Below are 22,282 nucleotides of genomic sequence, written 5' to 3'. Positions count from 1 at the left end.
GCGCTAGGCGGACGTCTTGGCGGAGGTCTTGTCGGAAGGGGCGGCCTGGGCGCCGGGCCGCAATTCCCGGCGCAGGATCTTGCCCACATTGCTCTTGGGCAATTCATCGCGGAACTCCACGAAGCGCGGACGCTTGTAGCCGGTCAGCTTCTCCTTGCACCACTCCTGCACCTGCGCCTCGGTCAGCGACGGGTCCTGCTTCACGACGAACACCTTGACCGCTTCGCCGGAGTGCTCATCCGGCACACCGATCGCCGCACATTCCAGCACGCCGGGATGCTGCGCCACCGCCGCTTCGACCTCGTTCGGATAGACCTTGAAGCCGGACACGGCGATCATGTCCTTCTTACGGTCCACGATGCGCGTGTAGCCCTGCTCGTCCATGATGCCGATATCGCCGGTGCGGAAGAACCCGTCGGCGGTCATCGAGTCGCGCGTCTCGTCGGGCTTCTGCCAATACCCCAGCATGACCTGCGGCCCCCGGATGCCGACCTCGCCGCGCTCGCCCAGCGGCACCTCAACGCCGGCATCGTCCAGGATCGCCACGTCGGTCGACGGCAGGGGCAGCCCGATCGAGCCGGAATACGCCGTCGCGTTGGTGGGATTCACGGTCGCGACCGGCGACGTTTCGGACAAACCATACCCTTCGATCAGGGGCCGCCCGGTGATCTTCAGCCAGCGTTCGGCCACCTGCTGCTGCACGGCCATCCCGCCCCCGAGCGTCAGCCGCAGCCCGGAAAAGTCCAGACGGGCAAAGTCCTCGTTGTGCGCCAGCGCGTTGAACAGCGTGTTGACGCCCGGAAATATGTTGACCGGCGTCTTGCGCCACGCATTGATCAGCGACGGCTGGTCGCGCGGGTTGATGATGAGCACGTTGCGCATCCCGGCGTGCATGGCATACAGGCCGCAGACCGTCATGGCGAACACGTGATAGAGCGGCAGCGCGCTGATGATGGTGAGCTGCTTGTCACCCAGGTCGTGGAGGACCGGCTGCGCGACCGCTTCGGTCTGCAGCACGTTGGCCACCAGGTTGCGGTGCGACAGCATGGCGCCCTTCGGCACGCCAGTGGTCCCGCCCGTGTATTGCAGCACCGCCACGTCGTCCATCGAGATGGCCGGCGGGTTGAACGGCAGGTTCGCGCCTTCGTGCAGCAGCTTGGGCAGCGCCCGGGCGCCGTCGATCTGCCACGGCGGAACGATCTTCTTGATGTAGCGCGCCACCAGGTTGACCAGCGGCGCCTTCAGGCCGCCGAGCAGGTCGCCCGGCCCGGTCACGACGATATGCTTCAGCGGGCCGCGGTTGGAGACCTGCTGCAGCGTGTGCGCGAAGTTCTCCAGGATGACGAGGACCGACGCGCCGCTGTCCAGAACCTGCCGCTGCAGCTCGTCGGCGGTATAGAGCGGATTGACGTTCACGACCGTCATGCCCGCTCGCAGCGAACCCAGCATGCACACCAGATAGGCCGGCACGTTGGGCATCATCAGCGCCACCCGCGCGCCTTTGTCCAGGCCCAGGCTTTGCAGCCAGCCCGCAAACGCGCGCGCATGGGCATCGAGCTGGCCATAGGTGATATCGCTGCCCATCGCGGTGCACGCGATGCGCGCCGCATACCGCTTGCAGGCCCGGTCCAGCAAGTCGGTCAGCGAGGAATAATCCTCGGTGGAGATCTCCGCCGGAACGCCTTGGGGATAATGCGCAAGCCACGGACGCGTCATGGTATTTGTCTCCATTAAACTGGTTTTTGAATGATGATACCCTTTGTGCGTTCCCCCTATTTCACCCGAGTTCCCTCATGAAACTCCTTGAACCCATCGTTGCCTGGCACCAGGATATTTCCAAGATCCGACGCGACATCCACGCGCATCCCGAACTGGCCTTCGAAGAGTTCCGCACCGCCGACGTGGTCGCGGCCAAGCTCCAGGAATGGGGCATCGAAATCGATCGCGGATTGGGCGGCACGGGCGTCGTGGGCATCATCCGGGGCAACCAGCCCGGCGACCGCGCCGTGGGCCTGCGCGCGGACATGGACGCGCTGCCCATGCAGGAGGCCAACAGCTTCGAGCACGCCAGCAAGCATGACGGCAAAATGCACGCCTGCGGCCACGACGGCCACACCGCGATGCTGCTGGCCGCGGCGCAGTATCTGGCCCAGCACCGGGACTTCGCGGGCACCGTGTACGTGATCTTCCAGCCCGCCGAGGAAGGCGGCGGCGGCGCCAAGCGCATGATTGACGACGGCCTGTTCACGCGCTTCCCGATGGAAGCGGTGTTCGGCATGCACAACTGGCCCGGCATGAAGTCCGGCCAGTTCGGCCTGACGCCCGGCCCCATCATGGCGTCCAGCAACGAATTCTCGATCGTCATCAAGGGCAAGGGCACGCACGCCGGCATGCCCAACCTGGGCATCGACCCGGTCATGGCGGCGGTGCAGATGGCCCAATCGCTGCAGACCATCATCACGCGCAACCGCAACCCGCTCGACGCGGCCGTGCTCAGCATCACCCAGATCCACGCGGGCAGCGCCGACAATGTGGTGCCCAACCACGCGGAACTGCGCGGCACCGTGCGCACCTTCACGCTGGATGTGCTGGACCTGATCGAACGCCGTATGGAAGAAATCGCGCGCCACACCTGCGCGGCGATGGACTGCGAAGTGGAATTCAAGTTCCAGCGCAACTACCCGCCCACCATCAACCATGCGGACGAAGCGGCATTCTGCGCCGAGGTATTGCGCGACATCGTCGGCGAAGACAACGTCAACGCCAACGTGCAGCCGACCATGGGCGCCGAAGACTTCGCCTTCATGCTGCAGGAGCTGCCGGGCTGCTACGTCTGGATCGGCAACGGCACCGGCGAACACCGCGACAGCGGCCATGGCCTGGGCCCCTGCATGCTGCACAACGGCAGCTACGACTTCAACGACGATCTGCTGCCCCTGGGCGGCACCTACTGGGTGCAACTGGCGCTCAAGCGGCTGGCCAAGCCCTGATCGTCTACCCGCCGTCCTGCCCGCCGACCGCCAGGCACATCGCCAGGAAGCGTTCGGCGGCGCGGGCGGCGGCATCGGCGTGCGGCACCAGGATGCTCAGCGTCCGCGTAAGCGGCCTGGGCGACAGCCGCAGCGCCGCCAGTGCCCCGTCTTCGTGGCGCATCGACATCACCGACACAAAGCCCACGCCCAATCCGGCGCGCACCGCCTGCTTCACGCCTTCCACCCCGGCCAGCTCCAGGCCGACTGACGGCGCAAGCCCGGCGTCGGCGAACGCCCGCTCGACCAGCCTGCGCACGCCGGAACCGGGTTCGCGCATGACCAGCGGCGACGCCGCCAGGTCCCGCAGCGTCGCGCCCCCGCCGCCCGCCAGGGGATGGTCCGCCCGAACGACCGCCACCACTTCGTCTTGCCGCCACGCATGCACCGCGGTGTCGGCGGGCAATCCGGCGGGAACGTCCCCTTCGATGAACGCCATGTCCAGCGCGGGCAGGCGATTCACGATCTCGCGCGTATTGCCGTCCGACAGGTGCAGGCTTACGGCGGGGTAGGCCTGGCGAAAATCCGCCACCAGCCGCGGCAGCAGATAGCTGGCGGGCGTGGTGCTGGCCCCCAGGCGCAGCGCACCGGTTTCCAGGCCACGCCAGGATTCCCGCACGGCCTGCGCCTGCCGGTATACCTGGCGCAGTTGCCGCGCCTGCTCGGCCAGGCGTTCACCCGCCTCGGTCAGCGCGATGCCGTGCCCGCTGCGGCGGTACAGCGGTTCGCCGAACCATTCCTGCAAGGCGCGTAGCTGGCCCGAGACCGCCGGCTGCGACAGATGCAGCGCCTGTGCGGTGCGGCTGATGTTGCCGGTGTCGGCGACTGCGGCGAAGGTGAGGAGTTGATCCGGCGTCATAGGCCTTCGATATCAGCTTTTCTGATATTCAATATTTACATTGAAGATTTTTCAAATAATACGGCCGGATCTAATATTTCGTCTAGTTATGTAGTTATGCCGGAAAGGCCAGTAATGAACACCTCCACCACGTCCGCCGTCCCCCTCCCCGCCAGCCCGGCCGCCCCGGCCTCCGCTGCGCCCTCCCCCTCGGTCACGCCCTGGCGCGACAAGCTCAACGGCGTGCTGTTCGTGGGCTTGATGGCGGGCGCGGTGATGCAGCTTGCGGATCTGCCTTTCATCCGCCAGTTGGGTTTTTCGCCGCTCGTCGTGGGCATCGTCTGCGGCATGCTGTACGGGAATTTCCTGCGCGGCACCATGCCGGCCGACTGGGGCGTGGGCGTCAATTTCACGGCGCGCCGCCTGCTGCGGATCGCGGTCGCGTTCTATGGCCTGAACATCAGCATCCAGCAGATCGCGGCCGTGGGCCTGCCCGGCCTGGCGGTGTCGGTGGCGGTGGTGCTGGGGACCCTGCTGATCGGCACGGTGGTCGGCCAGCGCCTGCTGGGCCTGGACCGCGACACGGCCATGCTGACCGCCGCCGGCAGCGCGATCTGCGGCGCGGCCGCCGTGCTGGCGTTCGAACCCACGCTGCGCGCCGCGCCCCACAAGAGCGCCGTGGCCGTGGCGACCGTCGTGCTGTTCGGCACGCTGTCCATGTTCCTGTATCCGATCTTCTACCATGCGGGCTGGCTGAATTTCGACACCCAGGCGCTGGGCATCTATATTGGCGGCACCATCCACGAGGTGGCGCAGGTCGTGGGCGCGGCCAGCAACATCGACCCCGCAACCACCGAGGTCGCCACCATCGTCAAGATGACGCGCGTGGCCCTGCTCGTGCCCGTGCTGCTGGTGCTGGGCATGTACCTGCGCAGCGCCGCCACTCAGGCGGGCGGCCACGGCAAGGGCGCCAAGCTCCCCATTCCCTGGTTCGCGGTCGGGTTCCTGGTGCTGGCCATCATCAACTCGCTGAATATCATTCCGGCCGATGTCGTCACGGCCATCCGCCGGCTCGACGTCTTCGCCCTGACCATGGCCATGACCGCGCTGGGCATCGAGACGCGCTTCGCCCAGATCCGCAAAGCCGGGCCGCGGGTGATGGCTCTGGGACTGATCCTCTACGTCTGGCTGTTGGTTGGCGGCTACGGGATCGTGAAGCTGGCAAGCTGATCGCCCCGGCGTCCCGGGCGGCGCGCGCCCGTCGCGCACGCCGCCGTCTCGTTTTTCCTGCATAATCGGCTGGTTCCCTAGCATTGGAGTCGGCCGCATGACCTCCAGCACCAAAACCCCGTTCACGACTCTGCCTGCCCATCGCGACGCGGTGTTGCGCGTCATGCCGATGCCGGCCGACGCGAACATCCACGGGGACGTTTTTGGCGGCTGGATCATGTCCCAGGTGGACATCGCCGGATCCATCCCCGCTGCCCGCCGCGCGGCTGGCCGCGTGGCCACCGTGGCAGTCAATGCCTTCCAGTTCAAAGAGCCCGTGTTCGTGGGCGACCTGCTCAGTTTCTACGCCGCCATCGTCAAGACAGGCACCACGTCGATCACGGTGTCCGTCGAGGTCTACGCGGAACGCCAGCGGCTGGACGCCGAAGTCGTCAAGGTCACCGAAGCCACGCTGACCTACGTCGCCACCGACGAAGCGCGGCGCAGCCGCCCTCTCCCCACTCTTTGAGCCGTATCGCATGACGCAGTCCGCCGCCGCGCAGAAACCGCCCGCGACGCCCCGCCGCCTCGACCCGGAAGACGCCCAGACCGCCCTCGCGGAAGTCCAGGAGCGCTTGCGCCGTCAGCAACTCGTCGAGGACCTGGTGCACCGCCAGGAAGAAGGCGACGCCAAGGCGACGCTCGTCGAAGACCTGGTGCATCGCCAGCACGAGGCCGAGCTCAAGACGCTGGTCGACGGCCTGCACCCGGCCGATATCGCCTTCATCCTGGAGTCGCTGCCCAAGGACGAACGCCAGGCCATCTGGAAACTGGTCAGCCCCGAGCACGACGCGGACGTCCTGCTGGAAGTCGAAGACTGGGTCCGCGAGTCGCTGATCGAGGCGATGGACCGCCAGGACCTGGTGGCCGCGACCGAAAGCATGGACGCGGACGAGCTGGCCGACCTGGCGCCCGACCTGCCCCCGGACGTGGTGGCGGAAGTCCAGAAGGGCCTGACCGAAGAAGAACGCGCGCAGTTGCTGGAAGCCATGGGCTATCCGGAAGACAGCGTGGGCGCCATCATGGACTTCGAGATGGTGCGCGTGCGCGAGGACGTCACGCTCGAGGTCGTGCTGCGCTACCTGCGCCGGCTGCACGAACTGCCCGACCACACCGACCAGATCTTCGTCGTCGACCGCCAGGACAAACTGCAAGGCATCCTGCCGCTGTCGCGCCTGCTGGTCAGCGAGCCCGAAACCGAAGTGCGCGCCGTCATGGATTCGGACTTCCTGACGCTGAACCCGCTGGATTCGGACGCCGACGCCGCCGGCGCCTTCGAACGCTATGACCTGGTGTCCGCCCCCGTGATGGACGACCAGGGCCGCCTCATCGGCCGTGTCACCATCGCCGACGTGGTGGACGTGATGCGCGAAGACTCGCAGGAGCAGGCGCTGTCGCGCGCCGGCCTGCAGGAAGAGGACATCTTCGCCCCCGTCACCACGGCGCTGCGCAACCGCGCACCGTGGCTGCTGTTCAACCTCTGTACCGCCGCCACGGCCTCGTTCGTGGCTTCGCAGTTCGAGGGCACGGTCAGCCACATCGTCATCCTGGCCTTCCTGATGTCCATCGTGGCGGGCATCGGCGGCAACTCCGGCAACCAGACCATGACGCTCATCATCCGGGCGCTGGCCATGGGCCGCATCACCGGGCGCAACCTGTGGCAGCTCGTCAAGCGCGAGCTCTTCGTCACCTTGCTGGTGGGGTTGTGCGGCAGCGTCGTCGCCGCGCTGTTCGCGTGGGTGATATCGCGATCGGTGTCCATCGCGCTGGTCATGATGGCCGCGATGATCTGCAACATGCTGGTGGGCGCCTCGGTCGGCGTGCTGGTGCCCATGTTGCGGGCGCGCTTCGGCAAGGATCCGGCGATGGGCTCGTCGGTGCTGCTCACCTTTGCCACCGATTCGCTTGGGTTTTTCATCTTCCTGGGACTGGCCACGATCTTTCTGCTGTAGCCCGCCAGCCGGGCGCGGACCAGGGACGGCCCGGCGCCGCGCCCTCAGAACGCGTGGCCCAGCTTGCGGACCAGGTCTCCCAGCCGCCAATCGTCGATGCCATGCGCGCGCAACGCGCGCGCCGTTTCCACCACATAGTCCAGGCACGGGCCGGAATGCCCGACCGCATTGCGCACCGACGCCAGCAGGCGGTCATCGCAGAGATCGGCCGCATACTCGCGGCAGGCCCGGTTCAACAGGAACACCAGCCCGCGCACCGGCGCGGCCTCGGTGTGGCAGGTCAGCCAGCGCGGACAGTAGGCGCCCGTGACCATCTCCCGGCGCCACAACGCCTGGAAGACCTCGGGCACATCGCAGGCCGCGATCTGGAAGGCAACCCCGCGGCAGCAGCCGCCGCGGTCCAGCCCGAACACCAGGCCAGGATTGTCCGGCGACCCGCGATGGTCATGCGACCACAGGCACAGGGACCGGTGATAGCCCCGCACGGTGGCCAGCCGCCGCTCGCGCCACGCAAATCCGGGATGCCAGATCAGGGAACCGTAGGCGAACACCCACAGGTCATCGACGCCATTCCAGCCGGCCAGCAGATCATCCACCGACGCCGCTCGCCGCGATTTTTCCAATCCGCCGCAGCCGGCGGGCACTGCCAACGACATAGGGTCCTCTGATATCCCGGTTCACTCCAAGACAGGAGTGAGCGATATCCTACGCCGCCGCCCAAGCAAAAGCATTGCCAGATTGGGCCCGCGCAACACGCAGAAAGAAAATTGCATCCGCGGCGGCACGGGCGCCAGGAAAAAATTTGCGCGCCCCGCGCCTACCCCGCGCCCAGCGGCAGTTCCGTGGTGCTTTTGATGACTTCCATCGAGAAACTGGCGCTGACGTCCAGCAGGTCCACCGCGCCGATCAGCCGGCGATAGAAGCGGTCATAGGCCGCCATGTCCTCGACCACGACTTTCAACAGATAGTCGACGTCGCCGGCCATGCGGTGGAACTCCACCACATTGGGCAAGGCCATGACGGCGTTGATCAGGCTCTGGGTCCATTTCTCGTTGTGCTGGCTGGTGCGGATGGACACGAACACCGTCAGGTTCAGCCCGAGCGCGCGCGGATCCAGCAGGATGGCGTTGCGTGCGATGACGCCGTCGTCCTTGAGCTTCTGGATGCGGCGCCAGCAGGGCGTCACGGAAAGGTTCACCTGTTCGGCGACTTCGGCGACCGAACAGGTGGCGTCCTTCTGCAGCAGCGCCAGTATCTTGAGGTCCGTCTGGTCCATGGGATTCCCTGCGCAATCAATAGGTCCCGGGGTAGCCGCCCCCGTCGATCAGCAGATTCTGCGCCGTCATGTAGCCCGCGTGCGCGGAACAGACGTAGGCGCACAGGGCGCCCAGCTCTTCGGGCTGGCCATAGCGGCCGGCGGGATTGCTGCGCGCCCGCTCGTCCCACAGCTGCTCGAACGTCTTGCCGCCCGGCTGCACCATGCCCTGGATGTGGCGAGTCTGCGCATCGGTCGCAAAGGCGCCGGGCAGCAGATTGTTGATGGTGACGTTGTGGCGCACGGTCTGGCGCGCCAGTCCGCCCACGAAGCCGATCAGGCCCGAGCGCGCGCCGTTGGACAGCCCCAGCTCGGCATGCGGCGCCTTCACGCTGCGCGACACGATATTGACGATACGGCCGAACCGCCGCTCGACCATGCCATCCACCACGCGGCGGATCATGTCGATCGGGCCCAGCATCATGGCGTCCAGCGCCGCGATCCAGTCCTCGCGCGACCAGTCGCGAAAATCCCCGGGCAGCGGCCCGTCGGCATTGTTGATCAGGATGTCGGGATGCGGACAGGCGGCGATGGCGGCGTCGCGCCCCTGCGGCTGGGTCAGGTCGGCCGACACCCACCCCACCCCGATGCCGGTTTCGCGCGATATCTCGGCGGCGGCCTGCTCCAGCGTTTGCGGGTTGCGGGCCGCGATGGTCACGGCCACGCCCTCCCGCGCAAGCTGCAGCGCGCACGCGCGGCCCATGCCGCGGCTGCCGCCAAACACCAGTGCCTTCTTGCCGCCGATCCCCAGATCCATGCCTGCCCTCTCTGCTGTCGCGTTGACGGCGCCGGGCGCCCGCGGCCCGCCGCTCCGAAGCGGTCCAGTATAGGAGCCGGCCCGCCGGCGTGGAATTTTTTTCTGATCCGGCGGGCGCCGGTCCCGCCGCCCGAAAAAAATGGGGCCCCGCGAAGGGCCCCATCGGTGATGGCGGAAAGCGGCTGGCGCCTCAGCCCATCCACTGGCTCACGGGCGCCGCCGCATCCTGCAGCGGCTGCGTCACCACGTCGATCAGCGCCGGGCCGTCGTGTTCCATGGCGGCCTTGATCGCGGCGTCCAGCTTGGACGGATCTTCGACGCGCCAGGCTTTCACGCCGTAGGCTTCGGCGATGCGCGCATGGTCGGTGCGGTTGAAGTCCACGCTGTAATAGCGCTTGTCGTAGCCGGCCTTCTGGCTGGCCTTGATCCACCCGTAGACTGAATTGGAAAACACCACCATCAGCAGCGGCGCCTTGTGGCGCACGATGGTTTCAAGTTCACCCACCGTGAAGCCGAAGCTGCCGTCGCCCATCACCGACACGCACTTGGCGTTCGGACGGCCGACCCAGGCGCCCATCGCCGCCGACATCGAAAAGCCCAGCGCGCCGTGGGCGCGGTTGGTGATGAAATGGCGGCCGGGGCGCGAGACATCGTAGTAGGCCGAGAAATACGGGCACGGCGTGCCGGGGTCGGCGCAGACCACCGCGTCGTCGGGCAACAGGCGGTTCAGCGACTGCACCACGCGCTCGGGAAGAATGGGCGCATCCAGGCTGGCGGCCAGCGGCTCGAGCTGCGCGCGGCGCGCCTGTTTGGCGCGGCCGGCCAGCACCGCGCCGTCCGTGGCATCCGACGGACGGTGCTTGAGGCGCGCCTGCACCTCGGCGCCCAGCGCCTCCAGCGCGAGCTTGGCGTCGCCGACCAGGCCGACTTCGGTCAGGTAATTGGCGCCGATCACCATCGGGTCGATGTCCACGTGCAGGATCGGCACGTTGCGGTTCGGGAAACGCCAGTGCTCGGTCGAGGTCGACCCCGCGCGGCAGCCCACAAACAGCACCACGTCGGCCGCCGCCACCACGTCGCGCGTGGCCATCACGCCGCCGTTGGAGCCCACCACGCCGGCATTCAGCGGATGGGTGTCGGCCAGGCTGCCCTGCCCGCTCACGGTCACGCACACCGCGGCCTTCAGGGCCTCGGCCAGTTCCTGCAGCGCGGCGCTCGCGCCGGCGATGACCACGCCGCCGCCGCAGATGATCACCGGCGAGCGGGCGGCCACCAGGCGCTGCGCGGCGCGCGCCACGTCGGCCGGGTCCGGCGCGAAGCGCATGGCCGGGAAGCTGCCGTGCTCGGGCTGGGCCCACACATCGGACGCGTCCACCTGCTGCTTCATCACGTCATAGGGAAAGCACAGGTGCGCCGAGCCGGGCTTGCCGGTGGTCATGGCGCGGAAGGCCGCCCGCACCATGCCCGGGATCTGGTCCGCGCGGTCGATGGTGCGATTCCACTTGGTCAGCGGGCGGTACAGCGCCTCCTGGTCCAGTTCGGTCAGCGGGTATTTGCCGCGCGAACCGACCGCCACGTCCGAGGTGATGCCCAGCACCGGGATCGACGATTCGTTGGCTTCCACCAGTCCCGGCAGCAGATAGGTCGCGCCGCCGCCGCTCGGGCCTTCGCACACGCCGACCTTGCCCGTCACCCGGGCGTAGGCGTCCGCCATGTAGCCCGCGCTGCGCTCGTCGCGCGTCAGGATGTGCTGCATGCCGTGGTCCAGGCGGTACAGCGCATCGTAAAGCGGCAAGGTGGTGTCGCCGCACAGGCCAAAGATATGTTTGACGCCGTTGTGTTGCAGCATCCGCACCATGGCTTCGGCGCCGTTCATGTGTTCCATGTCATCTCCACGTATTTCAAGGGCCGCGCCCGGGCGGCGGCCTGCCGCCTCCCGGGCCTACGGCGCTCAGTTTTCCAGATTGATGTTGTTGCGCTTGATGAAGGCGTCCCAGCGCTCGTATTCCGACTTCACGTACGCATCCAGCGCCGGGCCATCGGAGGCCACGATCTCGAAGCCCGCTTCCGAGACCTTCTTCTTGATGTCCGGGTCGGCCAGTACCGCCTGGAAGTCCGCCGTCAGCTTCTTGACGGTGGCTTCGGGCGTGCCCTTCGGGGCGAACATGCCGCTCCACGAATACGCGACAAAACCGGGGAAGCCGGACTCGGCCACCGTCGGCACGTTGGGCAGGTCGGGCAGGCGCTTGTCGCCGGCGACCGCCAGCGGCTTGATCTTGCCGGCCTGGATCTGGCCGCGCAGGGCCGCAAAGCTCAGCCACGTCATATTGGCCTGGCCGCCGACCACGGCCTGGATGGCCGGCCCGCCGCCGCCGTAGGGCACGTGCAGCAACTCGACCTTGGACAGGCGCTTGAGCTCTTCGGGCGCCAGGTGGTTCAGCGAACCGACGCCCGTGGACGCGTAGTTGAACTTGTTGGGCGGCTGCTTGGCGGCGGCCTCAAGGAATTCCTTCAGGTTGTTCCCGGGCACGCTCGGGTTCGCGCCGATCACAAGCGGAAAGCGCACGGTCTGCCCGATCGCCACGAAGTCCTTGAACGTGTCATAGGGCAGCTTGGGTTTCACGGCCGGATTGATGCCGTGGTTGTCGAAGCTGACCAGCAGCGTGTTGCCGTCAGGTTCGGCCCGCGCCACGAACGCCGTGGCGATCTGGCTGGCCGCGCCCGGCCGGTTCTCGACGACCACCGCGCGGCCGCCCATCTGCTGCGACAGGCGCGGCTGGAGGATACGCGCCAGGATATCGGTGCTGCCGCCCGGCGGATACGGCACGACAAGCACCAGCGGCCGTTCTTCGGCCACCGCCGGCGTGGCGACAAAAGCGCCCCCGGCCGCGGCCAGCGTGCATACCGCCGCCAGCGCCCGCTTGATCGTTTTATTCATCAGTTTTCCCCTGCTGTTGTGGTGTTGGCCGGCACTACCGAGGCGGGTTCGGCCTGGTCCCGCATGTAAATCGTTGAAAAGCCCGTGCGTATCACGTCCGTAATCTGGTCCAGCCGCCGGCCGATGTGCGCGCTGATGAGGCCCGGCAAGGCGTCGACGTCACGCCGCTGCAGCGCGTCCACGATGCGCAGGTGTTCGCCCTGCGTGTGGCTGCGGCGCCCCTGCTGCATGTCGATCCAGCGCACGAAGTGGATGCGCGCGTTGACGCTTTCCAGCGCCCGCACGAATTCGTCGTTGCGCGAGTAGCGCGCCAGCGCCAGGTGAAAGGCTTCGTCCAGCTCGAGCAGCCGCGCGGCGTCGCTGTCGTCGGGTTCGTCGCGCGAGCGTTCGACGAACGCGCGCAGGCTGGCCAGTTCTTCGTCGGTGGCGCGCTCGCAGGCGGCGCGCACGATGCCGGCTTCCAGCACCGCGCGATATTCGTAAAGGCTGTGGATCTGCTTGGCGTCCAGCAGGCGGGCAATGAAGCCGCGATTGACCGAGCGCGTGAGAAAGCCTTCCACCATCAGCTGGTTGAGCACCTCGCGCAGCGGCGTGCGGCTGACATTCAGGCGGCGCGCAAGCTCGACTTCGTTGATGCGCTCGCCCGGCTTGAATTCAAAACGCACCGCCATGGCCTTGACGGCGCCATACAGCTCGGCCTGCGCGGCCGAGGTGCGGGCCGCGCGGGCAATGGGTCTGGTGGCAGTGTGGGGCAGCGTCATACCGGGTCGCCTGTGGCTGGGTTCCCTATGGGTTGAAGTGCATACTAAAGTGCATACACTTTGACGGGCAACTCGGGTTTGCCCGAAGGCGGCATGCGGGGCAGGCGTGGGCGTAGGCCTGGGCGGGAAAAAAATAACCCGCCTCGAGGGCGGGTTTGCCAGTGTGCGGAATTGCCGATGACGCCGGCGAAGCCTGTAACGCCGATGACGCCGATCATGCCGCTGACGCCGATGACCTGACCCAGATGTCAGATCCCGGATTCCAGCTTACAGCCCGGTATCCAGCGTGTAGTGCGCCCCATCCCGGTTCTCCAGAGTCAGCGCGGACAGGACGGGATTCGTCGCGGCATCGTCCTGCTGCACATGGATGCGCAGGTTCGCCAGCGGCACGTCCCACCCGCCATTGGCGGCTTCGGCGGTCACGCCCGCCACCAGCGCCAGGCGCTCCGCCACGCCGCGGGCATCCGCCGCGCGCGCGTCGATGCGGTGCAGGCTGCGCGCGCCATTGGGATGCGACATCAGCGCCGGCGACCAGACGCACTCCGGCGTCAGGTGACGGCAGAAGTACATGCGGATGCCGGGCAAGGGTTGCTCGGCAAAGCGCACGGTATGGAAACGGGCCTGGACCTCCTGGCCGTCCAGCATGGCGGGACGGGTCAGTTCCTGCACGGGATTCACGGCAAAGCCCGCGTCGCGCAGCCGCGTGTAGGTGCCTTCGGCGTCATAGGTGCGGAACACCAGCGCCTCGAGGCCGAAGGGCGAATCGGCGATCTCCTTGCGCGCGGGCGGCGCGCCGGGCGGCCAGCCCAGCAACTCGACATAGGTGCCTTCCAGCACGATCAGGCGGTTGCACGAACCCAGGTTGTGCACCGACTTGTCGCTCAGGTGAAAACCCTGGCGCTCGTAATGCGGCGCCAGCGCATCCAGCCGGTCACGCACCATGACGACGGCGTGGTCGAATTCAGTGCGGCCGACGGAATGCAGCATGATGGCTTTCCCCTGTGATCAGACCAGCTTGCCGTGGCACTGCTTGTACTTCTTGCCGCTGCCGCACGGGCACGGGTCGTTGCGGCCGACCTTGGGCACGGCATTGCGCACGGGCTGGGCGCCCGTTTCCTGCGCCTCGGACGCCAGCGCCTCGTCGTAGTCGGAGTGGTGGTACTGCACGTTCTGCACATGCGGTTGCGCCGCTTCGGCCTCGGCCTGCTCGACCTGCTCGGACGACTGCACGCGCACCGTCATCAGCACGCGCACCACGTCGTCGCGGACCCGTTCCAGCATGCCCGAGAACAGTTCGAAGGCTTCGCGCTTGTATTCCTGCTTGGGGTTCTTCTGCGCATAGCCGCGCAGATGGATGCCCTGGCGCAGGTAATCCAGCGCCGACAGGTGCTCGCGCCAATGCGTGTCGATCGCCTGCAGCATGATCGAACGCTCGAACTGCGACCACGATTCCTCGCCCACCTGGTCCACCTTGGCCTGGTAGGCGTCGCGGGCCGCGGCCACCACGCGCTCGCGCAGTTCCTCGTCGTTCAGGTTGGGTTCCTTTTCCAGCATCTCGGTCAACGGCAGATGCAGGTGCCAGTCGGCTTCCAGCGCCTTTTGCAGCGCGGGGATGTCCCACTGCTCTTCGACCGATTCCGGCGGCACGTAGGTATTGAACAGCTCCGTCACGGCCGCATCGCGCAGGTTGTGCACGGTAGCGCCGACGCTGGCGGCTTCCAGCACGTCATTGCGCTGCGAGTACAGCACCTTGCGCTGGTCGTTGGCGACGTCGTCGTACTCCAGCAATTGCTTGCGGATGTCGAAGTTGCGGCCTTCCACCTTGCGCTGCGCGGTCTCGATCGAACGCGTGACCATGCCGGCCTCGATGGGCTCGCCCTCGGGCAGCTTCAAGCGCTCCATGATGGCGCGCACGCGGTCGCCCGCGAAAATGCGCATCAGCGAGTCTTCCAGCGACAGGTAGAAGCGGGACGAGCCCGGATCGCCCTGGCGGCCGGCGCGGCCGCGAAGCTGGTTGTCGATGCGGCGCGATTCGTGGCGCTCGGTACCGATGATGCGCAGGCCGCCTGCGGCCTTGACCTGCTCGTTCAGCGGCTTCCAGTCGGCGCGGACCTTATCGATGCGCGCCGTCTTTTCGGCTTCGGACAGCGATTCGTCGGCACGGATCAGGTCGACCTGCTTGTCGACGCTGCCGCCCAGCACGATGTCGGTGCCGCGGCCGGCCATGTTGGTGGCGATGGTGATGTGGCCGGGCTTGCCGGCTTCGGCCACGATCTCGGCTTCGCGGGCGTGCTGCTTGGCGTTCAGGACCTCGTGCGGCAGCTTGGCCTTCTTCAGCAGGCCCGACAGCAGCTCGGAGTTTTCGATGCTGGTGGTGCCGACCAGCACGGGCTGGCCGCGCTCGTGGCAATCACGGATGTCTTCCAGGATGGCGTTGTACTTTTCGCCGTCGGTCTTGAAGACCTGGTCGTTCTGGTCCTTGCGGACCATGGGCTTGTTGGTCGGGATGATGACCGTTTCAAGCCCGTAGATTTCCTGGAATTCGTACGCTTCCGTGTCCGCCGTACCGGTCATGCCGGACAGCTTTTCGTACATGCGGAAGTAGTTCTGGAAGGTGATCGAGGCCAGCGTCTGATTTTCATGCTGGATCTTCACGCCTTCCTTGGCCTCGACGGCCTGGTGCAGGCCATCGGACCAGCGGCGGCCCACCATGAGGCGGCCCGTGAATTCGTCCACGATGACCACTTCGCCGTCCTGCACGACGTACTGCTGGTCGCGGAAGAACAGGGTGTTGGCGCGCAGGGCCACCATCAGGTGGTGCATCAGCGCGATATGGCGGGGATCGTACAGCGACTCGCCTTCGGGCAGGATGCCCAGGCGGGCGAGGATGCCCTCGGCGTTCTCGTGGCCGGCTTCCGACAGGTAGACCTGCTGGCTCTTTTCGTCGACCCAGTAGTCGCCTTCGGGTTCCGGCTCCTGCGGCTTGGGCTCGCTGGCCATGCGCTTGAGCAACGGCGGCACCGCATTCATGCGGACGTACAGCTCGGTGTGGTCTTCGGCCTGGCCGGAGATGATCAGCGGCGTGCGGGCCTCGTCGATCAGGATCGAGTCCACTTCGTCGACGATGGCATAGAACAGCGCGCGCTGGCGCCGGTCTTCAACACGGAATTCCATGTTGTCGCGCAGGTAATCGAAGCCGAATTCGTTATTGGTGCCGTACGTGATGTCGGCGGCGTACGCGGCTTTCTTTTCTTCGTTGGGCTGCTGCGGCACCACCACGCCGGTGGACAGGCCCAGGAAGCGGTACAGGCGACCCATCCATTCGGCATCGCGGCGGGCCAGGTAGTCGTTCACCGTGACCACGTGCACACCCTTGCCGGCGATGGCGTTCAGGTAGACGGGCAGCGTGGCCATGAGCGTCTTGCCTTCGCCGGTGCGCATTTCGGCGATCTTGCCGTTATGCAGGGCGATGCCGCCCAGCATCTGCACGTCGAAGTGGCGCATGCCGAACACCCGCTTGCCGGCTTCGCGCACGACGGCGAAGGCTTCGGGCAGCAGGTCGTCCAGGGACGTGCCCTGGGCGTGGCGGGAACGGAATTCTTCGGTCTTGGCCGCCAGCTCCGCGTCGGAGAGCGCGGAGATCTTGGGTTCGAGCCCATTGATCTGGGTTACCAGCTTGCGATACTGCTTAAGCAGCCGATCGTTGCGGCTACCTATGAGTTTTTTGAGCAGAGAAACCATGCGTATGTCGGCCGCACGAGCCACGCCGCACCCGAAAACGCTTGGGCAGCGTCACCCGTGACTTGATGTTATTGGTTGAGCGGGGGTCCGCTGGGAAACGAACCAGTTTAACGCACCTGGAGCGTAATAGCCTGGACCTATGACCAGGGTAGCACTGTTGGCCGGTTTGACCGGCCAACGCGGCCAGGGTTCACGGCGCGGCGGCCTGGGCCACGGCGGGCGGCGCGTGTTGATGCTGCGGCCCGAGGAAGAGACGCGGATCCAGCGGCTGGCCGGCAAGGCGGACCTCGAAATGCAGATGCGGACCGGTGGACCGGCCCGAGCTCCCGACGCGGGCCACCTGCTGGCCGCGCTCGACCAGGTCGCCCTGCTTGACCAGCAGCGAGGAAGCATGGGCATAGCGGGTGATGAGGCCGTCGCCATGGTCGATTTCGACCATGTTGCCAAACCCCGGCTGCCATTTCGCCTCCAGGACCACGCCGCCGGACGCGGCCACGATGGGCGTGCCCGACGGGGCGGCGAAATCCAGCCCCTCGTGCATGGCCGAGCGGCCGGTCACGGGATTGCGGCGCCAGCCATAGGACGACGACAGATAGGGATAATCGGTGATCGGCATGGCGGTCGGCATGCGCGCCTGATCCGCCGACCGTTTGGTCAGGGCCGCATCCAGCAGCTTCAGGTTGTCGGTCTGCTGCGACAGCCTGGCCTGGATCTCGTCGAGCTGGCGGCCCAGGGCTTCGGCGGACGCGGCGCTGGGCGGCGGATGATCGGTGAAAAGGTCGTCCATCACCTGCGTGGCCTCGGGATGGGCCGGCGCCTCGGCCTGGGCCGACGCCAGTTGCTGGGCCAGTTCCGGATCGGTGTAGGCCACGCCCGCCACCTTGGCCACGCGCTGGCCCAGGCCGTCGATGCTGACCAGCTTGGCCTGCAGCGACCCCACCTTGGCGGCCAGCAGATTCATGTTTTCACGCAGGAAATCGGCGTCGCGTCCGGGCTGCTCCGACAGCGGCCAGCCCATGGTGTGCACGGCGGGCAGGATGGGAGTGATGTATCGTTGAAGCGCCGCGCCGAAAATGGCGGCGGTAATCAGGGCGCCCCCCAGAAACAACGCCAGACGCGCGCCTCCCAGGGTGAAATGCCCGTCCTGGCCGTCGCGGGCGTGCATAATCACGATTTTCAAGGTTTGCTTCCTAAGTCTTTTAAAGCCGGCATGAATAGACCCTCTTCATACCGTCAACGTTCCGGTTCCAGCCGGCGAGTGGAAAATACCGCCCTGGGATGGCTGGGTCATGACATGCGGGGCGCCGGCGTATTGGCGACTGCCCGCAAGCATCTGCAAATTCAGTATGCGGTGGCGGCGGTGTTGCCCGCCCCGCTGGGTGCTGTGTGCCAGGTCGGCAAGCTGGAAAACCAATGCCTGCACCTGGTGGTGCCCACCGCCGCGCACGCGGCCAAAATGCGTCAATTGGCGCCGCGCGTCGCGCGGTCGCTGGCGGACCAAGGCTGGAACCTTAACGAAATTGCCATCAAGGTACAAGCGGGTTTGCCCAAACCTGGCGCCCGTCAGCCGCGCCCTCCCAAAGAGGCGCAACCCCTGGGCGACAAGGCCCTGGGCGCGTTCGAAACGCTGCATGACACGTTGCGGCCCGGTCCGCTGGCCGATGCCGTGGCCAAGCTCTTGAGGCACCACAAGCGTAGCTGAGGCACCCGGCTTTGTCAGGCAAGTCGCCTGGGTCGGAAACGTAGCGAAACCAACTTTTCAGACCGATGGCCATCGGATGGCCTACCGGATTGCGACGATTGCACTAGCGGATGGCAACCTTCGCCATCCTTGGGCAGGAACCCGCGCAGGGTTCGGGGTCAGGCCCCGTGCGCAGGTTCGTCCAGGAAGCCTGCCGTCGGGGGAAAGCCGCCCGTCAGGCCAGCTTCCATTCGTGGCGAAACGCCTGGGGCGCTTCGGCCTGCGATTCGTAGGTGACGATTTCCCAGGCATCGCGCTGCTCCAACAGCGCGCGGGCAAGCTGGTTGTTCAGGCCGTGGCCCGACTTGCACGCCACATAGCGCGCGACCAGCGGCTTGCCAAGCAGATACAGGTCGCCGATGGCGTCCAGGATCTTGTGCTTCACGAATTCGTCGTCGTAACGCAGCCCGTCGCTGTTCAGCACACGGTACTCGTCCATGACGATGGCGTTATCCAGGCTGCCGCCGCGGGCCAGGCCCATTGACCGCAGCGCCTCGACTTCATTGACGAAACCGAAGGTGCGCGCCCGCGCGATCTCGCGCACGTACGAGTGCGTCGCGAAATCGATTTCTGCAAAATTGGCCGTCGAGTCGATGGCGGGATGGCGGAAGTCGATCGAGAAGGCCAACGCGTACCCTTCATGGGGTTCGAGGCGGGCCCATTTCTCGTTGCGTCCTTCGCCTTCACGCACTTCCACCGGCTTCAGAACCCGGATGAACTGCTTGGGCGCGTTCTGCTCGACGATGCCGGCCGAGCGCAACAAATAAACAAAGGTCGCCGCGCTGCCGTCCATGATGGGGACTTCTTCGGCAGTGAGGTCGACGTGCAGGTTGTCGATGCCCAGGCCGGCCAGCGCCGACATGAGATGCTCCACCGTCGACACGCGCACGTTGCCTTGCTGCAGCACGGAGGCCATGCGCGTATCGCCCACGCCAGTGGCCTGGGCGGGCAGGTCCACGACCTGCGGCAAATCCACGCGGTGAAAGACGATGCCCGTGTTCGGCTGTGCCGGGCGCAGGGTGAGCTCCACCCGCCGTCCTGAGTGGACGCCGACGCCTGTCGTGCGGACGAGATTCTGGATGCTGCGCTGTCGGAACATGGGACTTGGGAATTTGAATCAGGAAGCCGGCAAGATGACGAGCAGATTGCCGGCGTAACCGATGTATTGTAACGCTGTCCGATCCATGTCGCCATCTGGCTGGCGTACGGATCGACCTATACCTCCGTCCCTTTTTTAACGTGCAAGGGAAACACGGACCGCTCTGCCTCCGGCTCGCCCGTGGGGACAGGCGAGCCGGAGATGAGGGAGTGCAGTTAGAGCCGGAGACCGGCTCCAGGTTCAGTCCGCCTGCTTGCGCAGGAACGCCGGGATGTCGAAGTGATCCATGCCCGAGCTTTCCAGCGCACGCACCTGGGCCGACGCCTGGCTGCGCGGATTGCGCATGACCGACGGCATGTCCAGGTTGCGATAGTCACCGCCTTGACCGGCCGGCATCGTGCCCATGGGCATGTTGTCGGTGCCGGTGCGCAGCATTTCAGCGGTGTTCTGCACCAGTTGCGGACGGGCTTGCGCACGGCCCAGGCCGGTTGCAACCACCGTGACGCGCAGGTTTTCGCCCATCGACTCGTCGTAGGCGGTGCCGAAGATCACGGTCGCGTCGTCCGAAGCGTAGCTGCGGATCGTTTCCATGATTTCGCGCGTTTCGCGCATCTTCAGCGAGCGGCTGGCGGTGATGTTGACCAGCACGCCGCGCGCGCCGTTCAGATCCACGCCTTCCAGCAGCGGGCAGGCAATGGCGTGCTCGGCGGCCACGCGAGCGCGGTCCGCGCCCGACGCCGACGCCGTGCCCATCATGGCCTGGCCCTGCTCGCCCATGATCGTCTTCACGTCTTCGAAGTCGACGTTGACGTTGCCTTCGACGTTGATGATTTCGGCGATACCCGCGCACGCGTTGTGCAGGATGTCGTCGGCGGAACGGAAGCAATCTTCCTGCGTCGCGTCCTCGTCCATCAGTTCATAGAGGTTCTCGTTGAGCACCACGATGAGCGAATGCACGTGCTTGGCCAGTTCGGCAATGCCGTCTTCGGCCATCTTCAGGCGCTTGTTGCCTTCAAACGAAAAAGGCTTGGTGACCACGCCCACGGTCAGGATGCCCAGTTCCTTCGCCACTTCGGCCACGACCGGACCGGCACCGGTACCGGTGCCGCCGCCCATGCCCGCCGTGATGAAGACCATGTGCGCGCCGTTCAGCGCGGCACGGATCTCCTCGCGCGCGGTTTCCGCCGACGCGCGTCCCTGCTCGGGCTTGGCGCCCGCGCCCAGGCCGGTACGGCCCAGACGGATCTGCACCGGCGCATTGGTAGCCGCCAGCGCTTGCGCATCGGTGTTGGCGCAGATGAAATCCACGCCGTGCACGCCGCTGCGAATCATGTGCGCGACGGCATTGCCGCCCGCACCGCCCACACCAACGACCTTGATTACGGTCCCTTTGGTGTTGTTCTCAAGCATCTCAAAGTTCATCATGATGACTCCCTCACAAGTCCGATTTTGCAAATCACAAAAATTCCCCGACAACCTATATTTTGTGAATCGCCTCAAAGCCGACGCCGACTACATAGGCCCGCCACGGGTTTGAGACGCCTCCTCTTTCTGACGCTCCCCGCAAGACTGCCGCGGTTCGCGCCAAGGAGCAGGCCCCAACCTGCACCCTTTAATTCATGAACCACTCCTTCATGCGCGCAAGCAGGCTCTTGAAATTGCCCGTCTGCGCGGCCACCTTGCGACCCCGCACACGCTGCATGCGCGCCTCCTGCAGCAGCCCCATCACCGTCGAGAAGCGCGGATTGCGCATCACGTCGGCAAGGCTGCCTTCGTACTCGGGCACCGCCACGCGAACCGGCTTGAGGAACACGTCCTCGGCCAGTTCGATCATGCCGGGCAATTGCGCCGAACCGCCCGTCAGGACCACGCCGGAAGCCAGCAGGTCTTCGTAGCCGGAATCGCGCACCACCTGCTGCACCAGCGTGAACAGTTCTTCCACGCGCGGCTCGATCACCGCGCCCAGCGCCTGGCGCTTGACCTGGCGCGGACCGCGGTCGCCCAGGCCCGGCACTTCCACGGACTCGTCCGGGCTGGCCAGCACCTGCTTGGCGACGCCGTAGCGCAGCTTGATTTCTTCGGCATCGGGCGTGGGCGTGCGCAGCATCGCCGCGATGTCGTTGGTGATCTGGTCGCCGGCGATGGGCAGCACGGCGGTGTGGCGGATCGCGCCGCCGGTGAAGATGGCCACGTCGGTGGTGCCGCCGCCGATGTCCACCAGCACGACGCCCAGCTCCTTCTCGTCGGCCGTCAGCACGGCCAGGCTGGAGGCGAGCGGCTGCAGGATCAGGTCCTGCACTTCCAGGCCGCAGCGGCGCACGCACTTGACGATGTTCTGGGCGGCGCTGACCGCGCCCGTCACGATGTGCACGCGCACTTCGAGGCGCAGGCCGCTCATGCCGATGGGCTCGCGGATGTCTTCCTGGCCGTCGACGATGAACTCCTGCGTCAGCACGTGCAATACCTGCTGGTCGGTCGGGATGTTCACCGCCTTGGCGGTTTCGATGACGCGGGCGACGTCGGTGGCGGTGACTTCCTTGTCCTTGACGGCGACCATGCCGCTGGAATTGAAGCTGCGGATATGGCTGCCGGCGATGCCGGTGTAGACGTCGCGAATCTTGCAATCTGCCATCAGCTCGGCTTCTTCAAGCGCGCGCTGGATGGAATTCACAGTGGTCTCGATATTGACGACCACGCCCTTGCGCATGCCGCGCGATTCGTGCTGGCCCAGGCCTAGCACCTCGAAGCGGCCTTCAGGCAGGATTTCAGCCACCACAGCCACCACCTTGCTGGTGCCGATATCGAGGGCGACGATAAGGTCCTTGATGTCACGGGTCATGGC

The 22,282-nt window shown here is 66.3% G+C and carries 19 protein-coding genes; 5 read left to right on the top strand and 14 right to left on the bottom strand.

From position 1 onward, the window contains the following. Positions 1-3 precede the first annotated feature (3 nt). Positions 4-1,716 (bottom strand): AMP-binding protein, encoded by a 1,713-nt coding sequence (locus BXA00_RS13065; protein WP_076518871.1) that lies wholly within the window; start codon positions 1,714-1,716, stop codon positions 4-6. A 77-nt stretch (positions 1,717-1,793) separates the two neighbouring features. Here BXA00_RS13065 and BXA00_RS13060 point away from each other — a divergent pair, with 77 nt between their 5' ends. Continuing rightward, positions 1,794-2,990 (top strand): M20 aminoacylase family protein, encoded by a 1,197-nt coding sequence (locus BXA00_RS13060; RefSeq protein ID WP_076518870.1) that lies wholly within the window; start codon positions 1,794-1,796, stop codon positions 2,988-2,990. A gap of 4 nt (positions 2,991-2,994) precedes the next feature. On the opposite strand, the gene BXA00_RS13055 is transcribed toward BXA00_RS13060, so the two are convergent. After that, positions 2,995-3,888, bottom strand: a complete 894-nt coding sequence (locus BXA00_RS13055; protein ID WP_076518869.1) for a LysR family transcriptional regulator — start codon at positions 3,886-3,888, stop codon at positions 2,995-2,997. Positions 3,889-4,002: 114 nt separating this feature from the next. On the opposite strand from BXA00_RS13055, the gene BXA00_RS13050 reads away from it, so the two are divergent. The 3 genes from BXA00_RS13050 (at position 4,003) to mgtE (ending at position 7,088) form a co-directional block, all read left to right on the top strand. Beyond that, entirely contained in the window at positions 4,003-5,097 is a 1,095-nt protein-coding gene (locus tag BXA00_RS13050; RefSeq protein WP_076518868.1) for a YeiH family protein, read from the top strand. 97 nt (positions 5,098-5,194) lie between these two features. Beyond that, positions 5,195-5,605, top strand: coding sequence for an acyl-CoA thioesterase (locus tag BXA00_RS13045; RefSeq protein ID WP_056320808.1), 411 nt, complete (start codon positions 5,195-5,197; stop codon positions 5,603-5,605). A 10-nt stretch (positions 5,606-5,615) separates the two neighbouring features. After that, positions 5,616-7,088 (top strand): magnesium transporter, encoded by a 1,473-nt coding sequence (mgtE, locus tag BXA00_RS13040; protein ID WP_076518867.1) that lies wholly within the window; start codon positions 5,616-5,618, stop codon positions 7,086-7,088. 44 nt (positions 7,089-7,132) lie between these two features. Here mgtE and BXA00_RS13035 read toward each other — a convergent pair whose 3' ends face one another. The 9 genes from BXA00_RS13035 to BXA00_RS12995 form a co-directional block, all read right to left on the bottom strand. Further along, the gene (locus BXA00_RS13035; protein WP_076518866.1) at positions 7,133-7,744 is read right to left on the bottom strand and encodes a gamma-glutamylcyclotransferase; all 612 of its coding nucleotides are present in this window, start codon (positions 7,742-7,744) and stop codon (positions 7,133-7,135) included. Positions 7,745-7,905: 161 nt separating this feature from the next. Next, positions 7,906-8,364 carry an Lrp/AsnC family transcriptional regulator gene (locus BXA00_RS13030; protein WP_076518865.1) on the bottom strand — a complete coding sequence of 153 codons (459 nt, stop codon included), beginning with the start codon at positions 8,362-8,364 and terminating at the stop codon, positions 7,906-7,908. A 16-nt stretch (positions 8,365-8,380) separates the two neighbouring features. Continuing rightward, positions 8,381-9,160 (bottom strand): SDR family oxidoreductase, encoded by a 780-nt coding sequence (locus BXA00_RS13025; RefSeq protein ID WP_076518864.1) that lies wholly within the window; start codon positions 9,158-9,160, stop codon positions 8,381-8,383. 190 nt (positions 9,161-9,350) lie between these two features. After that, complete coding sequence (locus BXA00_RS13020; protein ID WP_076518863.1) at positions 9,351-11,045, bottom strand: thiamine pyrophosphate-binding protein; 1,695 nt, start codon at positions 11,043-11,045, stop codon at positions 9,351-9,353. A 66-nt stretch (positions 11,046-11,111) separates the two neighbouring features. Next, positions 11,112-12,098, bottom strand: coding sequence for a tripartite tricarboxylate transporter substrate binding protein (locus BXA00_RS13015; protein ID WP_083714250.1), 987 nt, complete (start codon positions 12,096-12,098; stop codon positions 11,112-11,114). After that, positions 12,098-12,859: a GntR family transcriptional regulator gene (locus tag BXA00_RS13010; RefSeq protein ID WP_076518862.1), complete on the bottom strand. Its 762-nt coding sequence runs from the start codon at positions 12,857-12,859 to the stop codon at positions 12,098-12,100. Before BXA00_RS13010 ends, BXA00_RS13015 begins: the two co-directional genes overlap by 1 nt. 267 nt (positions 12,860-13,126) lie before the next feature. Continuing rightward, complete coding sequence (locus BXA00_RS13005) at positions 13,127-13,846, bottom strand: VOC family protein (protein WP_076518861.1); 720 nt, start codon at positions 13,844-13,846, stop codon at positions 13,127-13,129. Between the two features lie 18 nt (positions 13,847-13,864). Beyond that, on the bottom strand, positions 13,865-16,600 hold the full coding sequence (secA, locus tag BXA00_RS13000; protein ID WP_076518860.1) for a preprotein translocase subunit SecA: 2,736 nt from the start codon (positions 16,598-16,600) through the stop codon (positions 13,865-13,867). Positions 16,601-16,790: 190 nt separating this feature from the next. Beyond that, positions 16,791-17,765, bottom strand: coding sequence for a M23 family metallopeptidase (locus BXA00_RS12995; RefSeq protein ID WP_076518859.1), 975 nt, complete (start codon positions 17,763-17,765; stop codon positions 16,791-16,793). A 129-nt stretch (positions 17,766-17,894) separates the two neighbouring features. Here BXA00_RS12995 and BXA00_RS12990 point away from each other — a divergent pair, with 129 nt between their 5' ends. Next, positions 17,895-18,302 (top strand): DciA family protein, encoded by a 408-nt coding sequence (locus tag BXA00_RS12990; RefSeq protein ID WP_083714249.1) that lies wholly within the window; start codon positions 17,895-17,897, stop codon positions 18,300-18,302. A gap of 214 nt (positions 18,303-18,516) precedes the next feature. Here the strand turns inward: BXA00_RS12990 and lpxC are convergent, their stop codons facing one another. The 3 genes from lpxC to ftsA all read right to left on the bottom strand — a co-directional run bounded on the left by lpxC (position 18,517) and on the right by ftsA (position 22,279). After that, on the bottom strand, positions 18,517-19,440 hold the full coding sequence (gene lpxC, locus BXA00_RS12985; protein ID WP_056320776.1) for a UDP-3-O-acyl-N-acetylglucosamine deacetylase: 924 nt from the start codon (positions 19,438-19,440) through the stop codon (positions 18,517-18,519). A 240-nt stretch (positions 19,441-19,680) separates the two neighbouring features. After that, positions 19,681-20,865: a cell division protein FtsZ gene (ftsZ, locus tag BXA00_RS12980; protein ID WP_076518858.1), complete on the bottom strand. Its 1,185-nt coding sequence runs from the start codon at positions 20,863-20,865 to the stop codon at positions 19,681-19,683. 187 nt (positions 20,866-21,052) lie between these two features. After that, the gene (gene ftsA / locus BXA00_RS12975) at positions 21,053-22,279 is read right to left on the bottom strand and encodes a cell division protein FtsA (RefSeq protein WP_006217473.1); all 1,227 of its coding nucleotides are present in this window, start codon (positions 22,277-22,279) and stop codon (positions 21,053-21,055) included. Between the last annotated feature and the right edge of the window lie 3 nt (positions 22,280-22,282).

The organism is Achromobacter sp. MFA1 R4 (assembly GCF_900156745.1).
Lineage (GTDB): Bacteria > Pseudomonadota > Gammaproteobacteria > Burkholderiales > Burkholderiaceae_B > Achromobacter.
The sequence above is the reverse complement of the archived record's forward strand: the minus strand, read 5'-3'. Positions and strand labels throughout refer to the sequence as shown.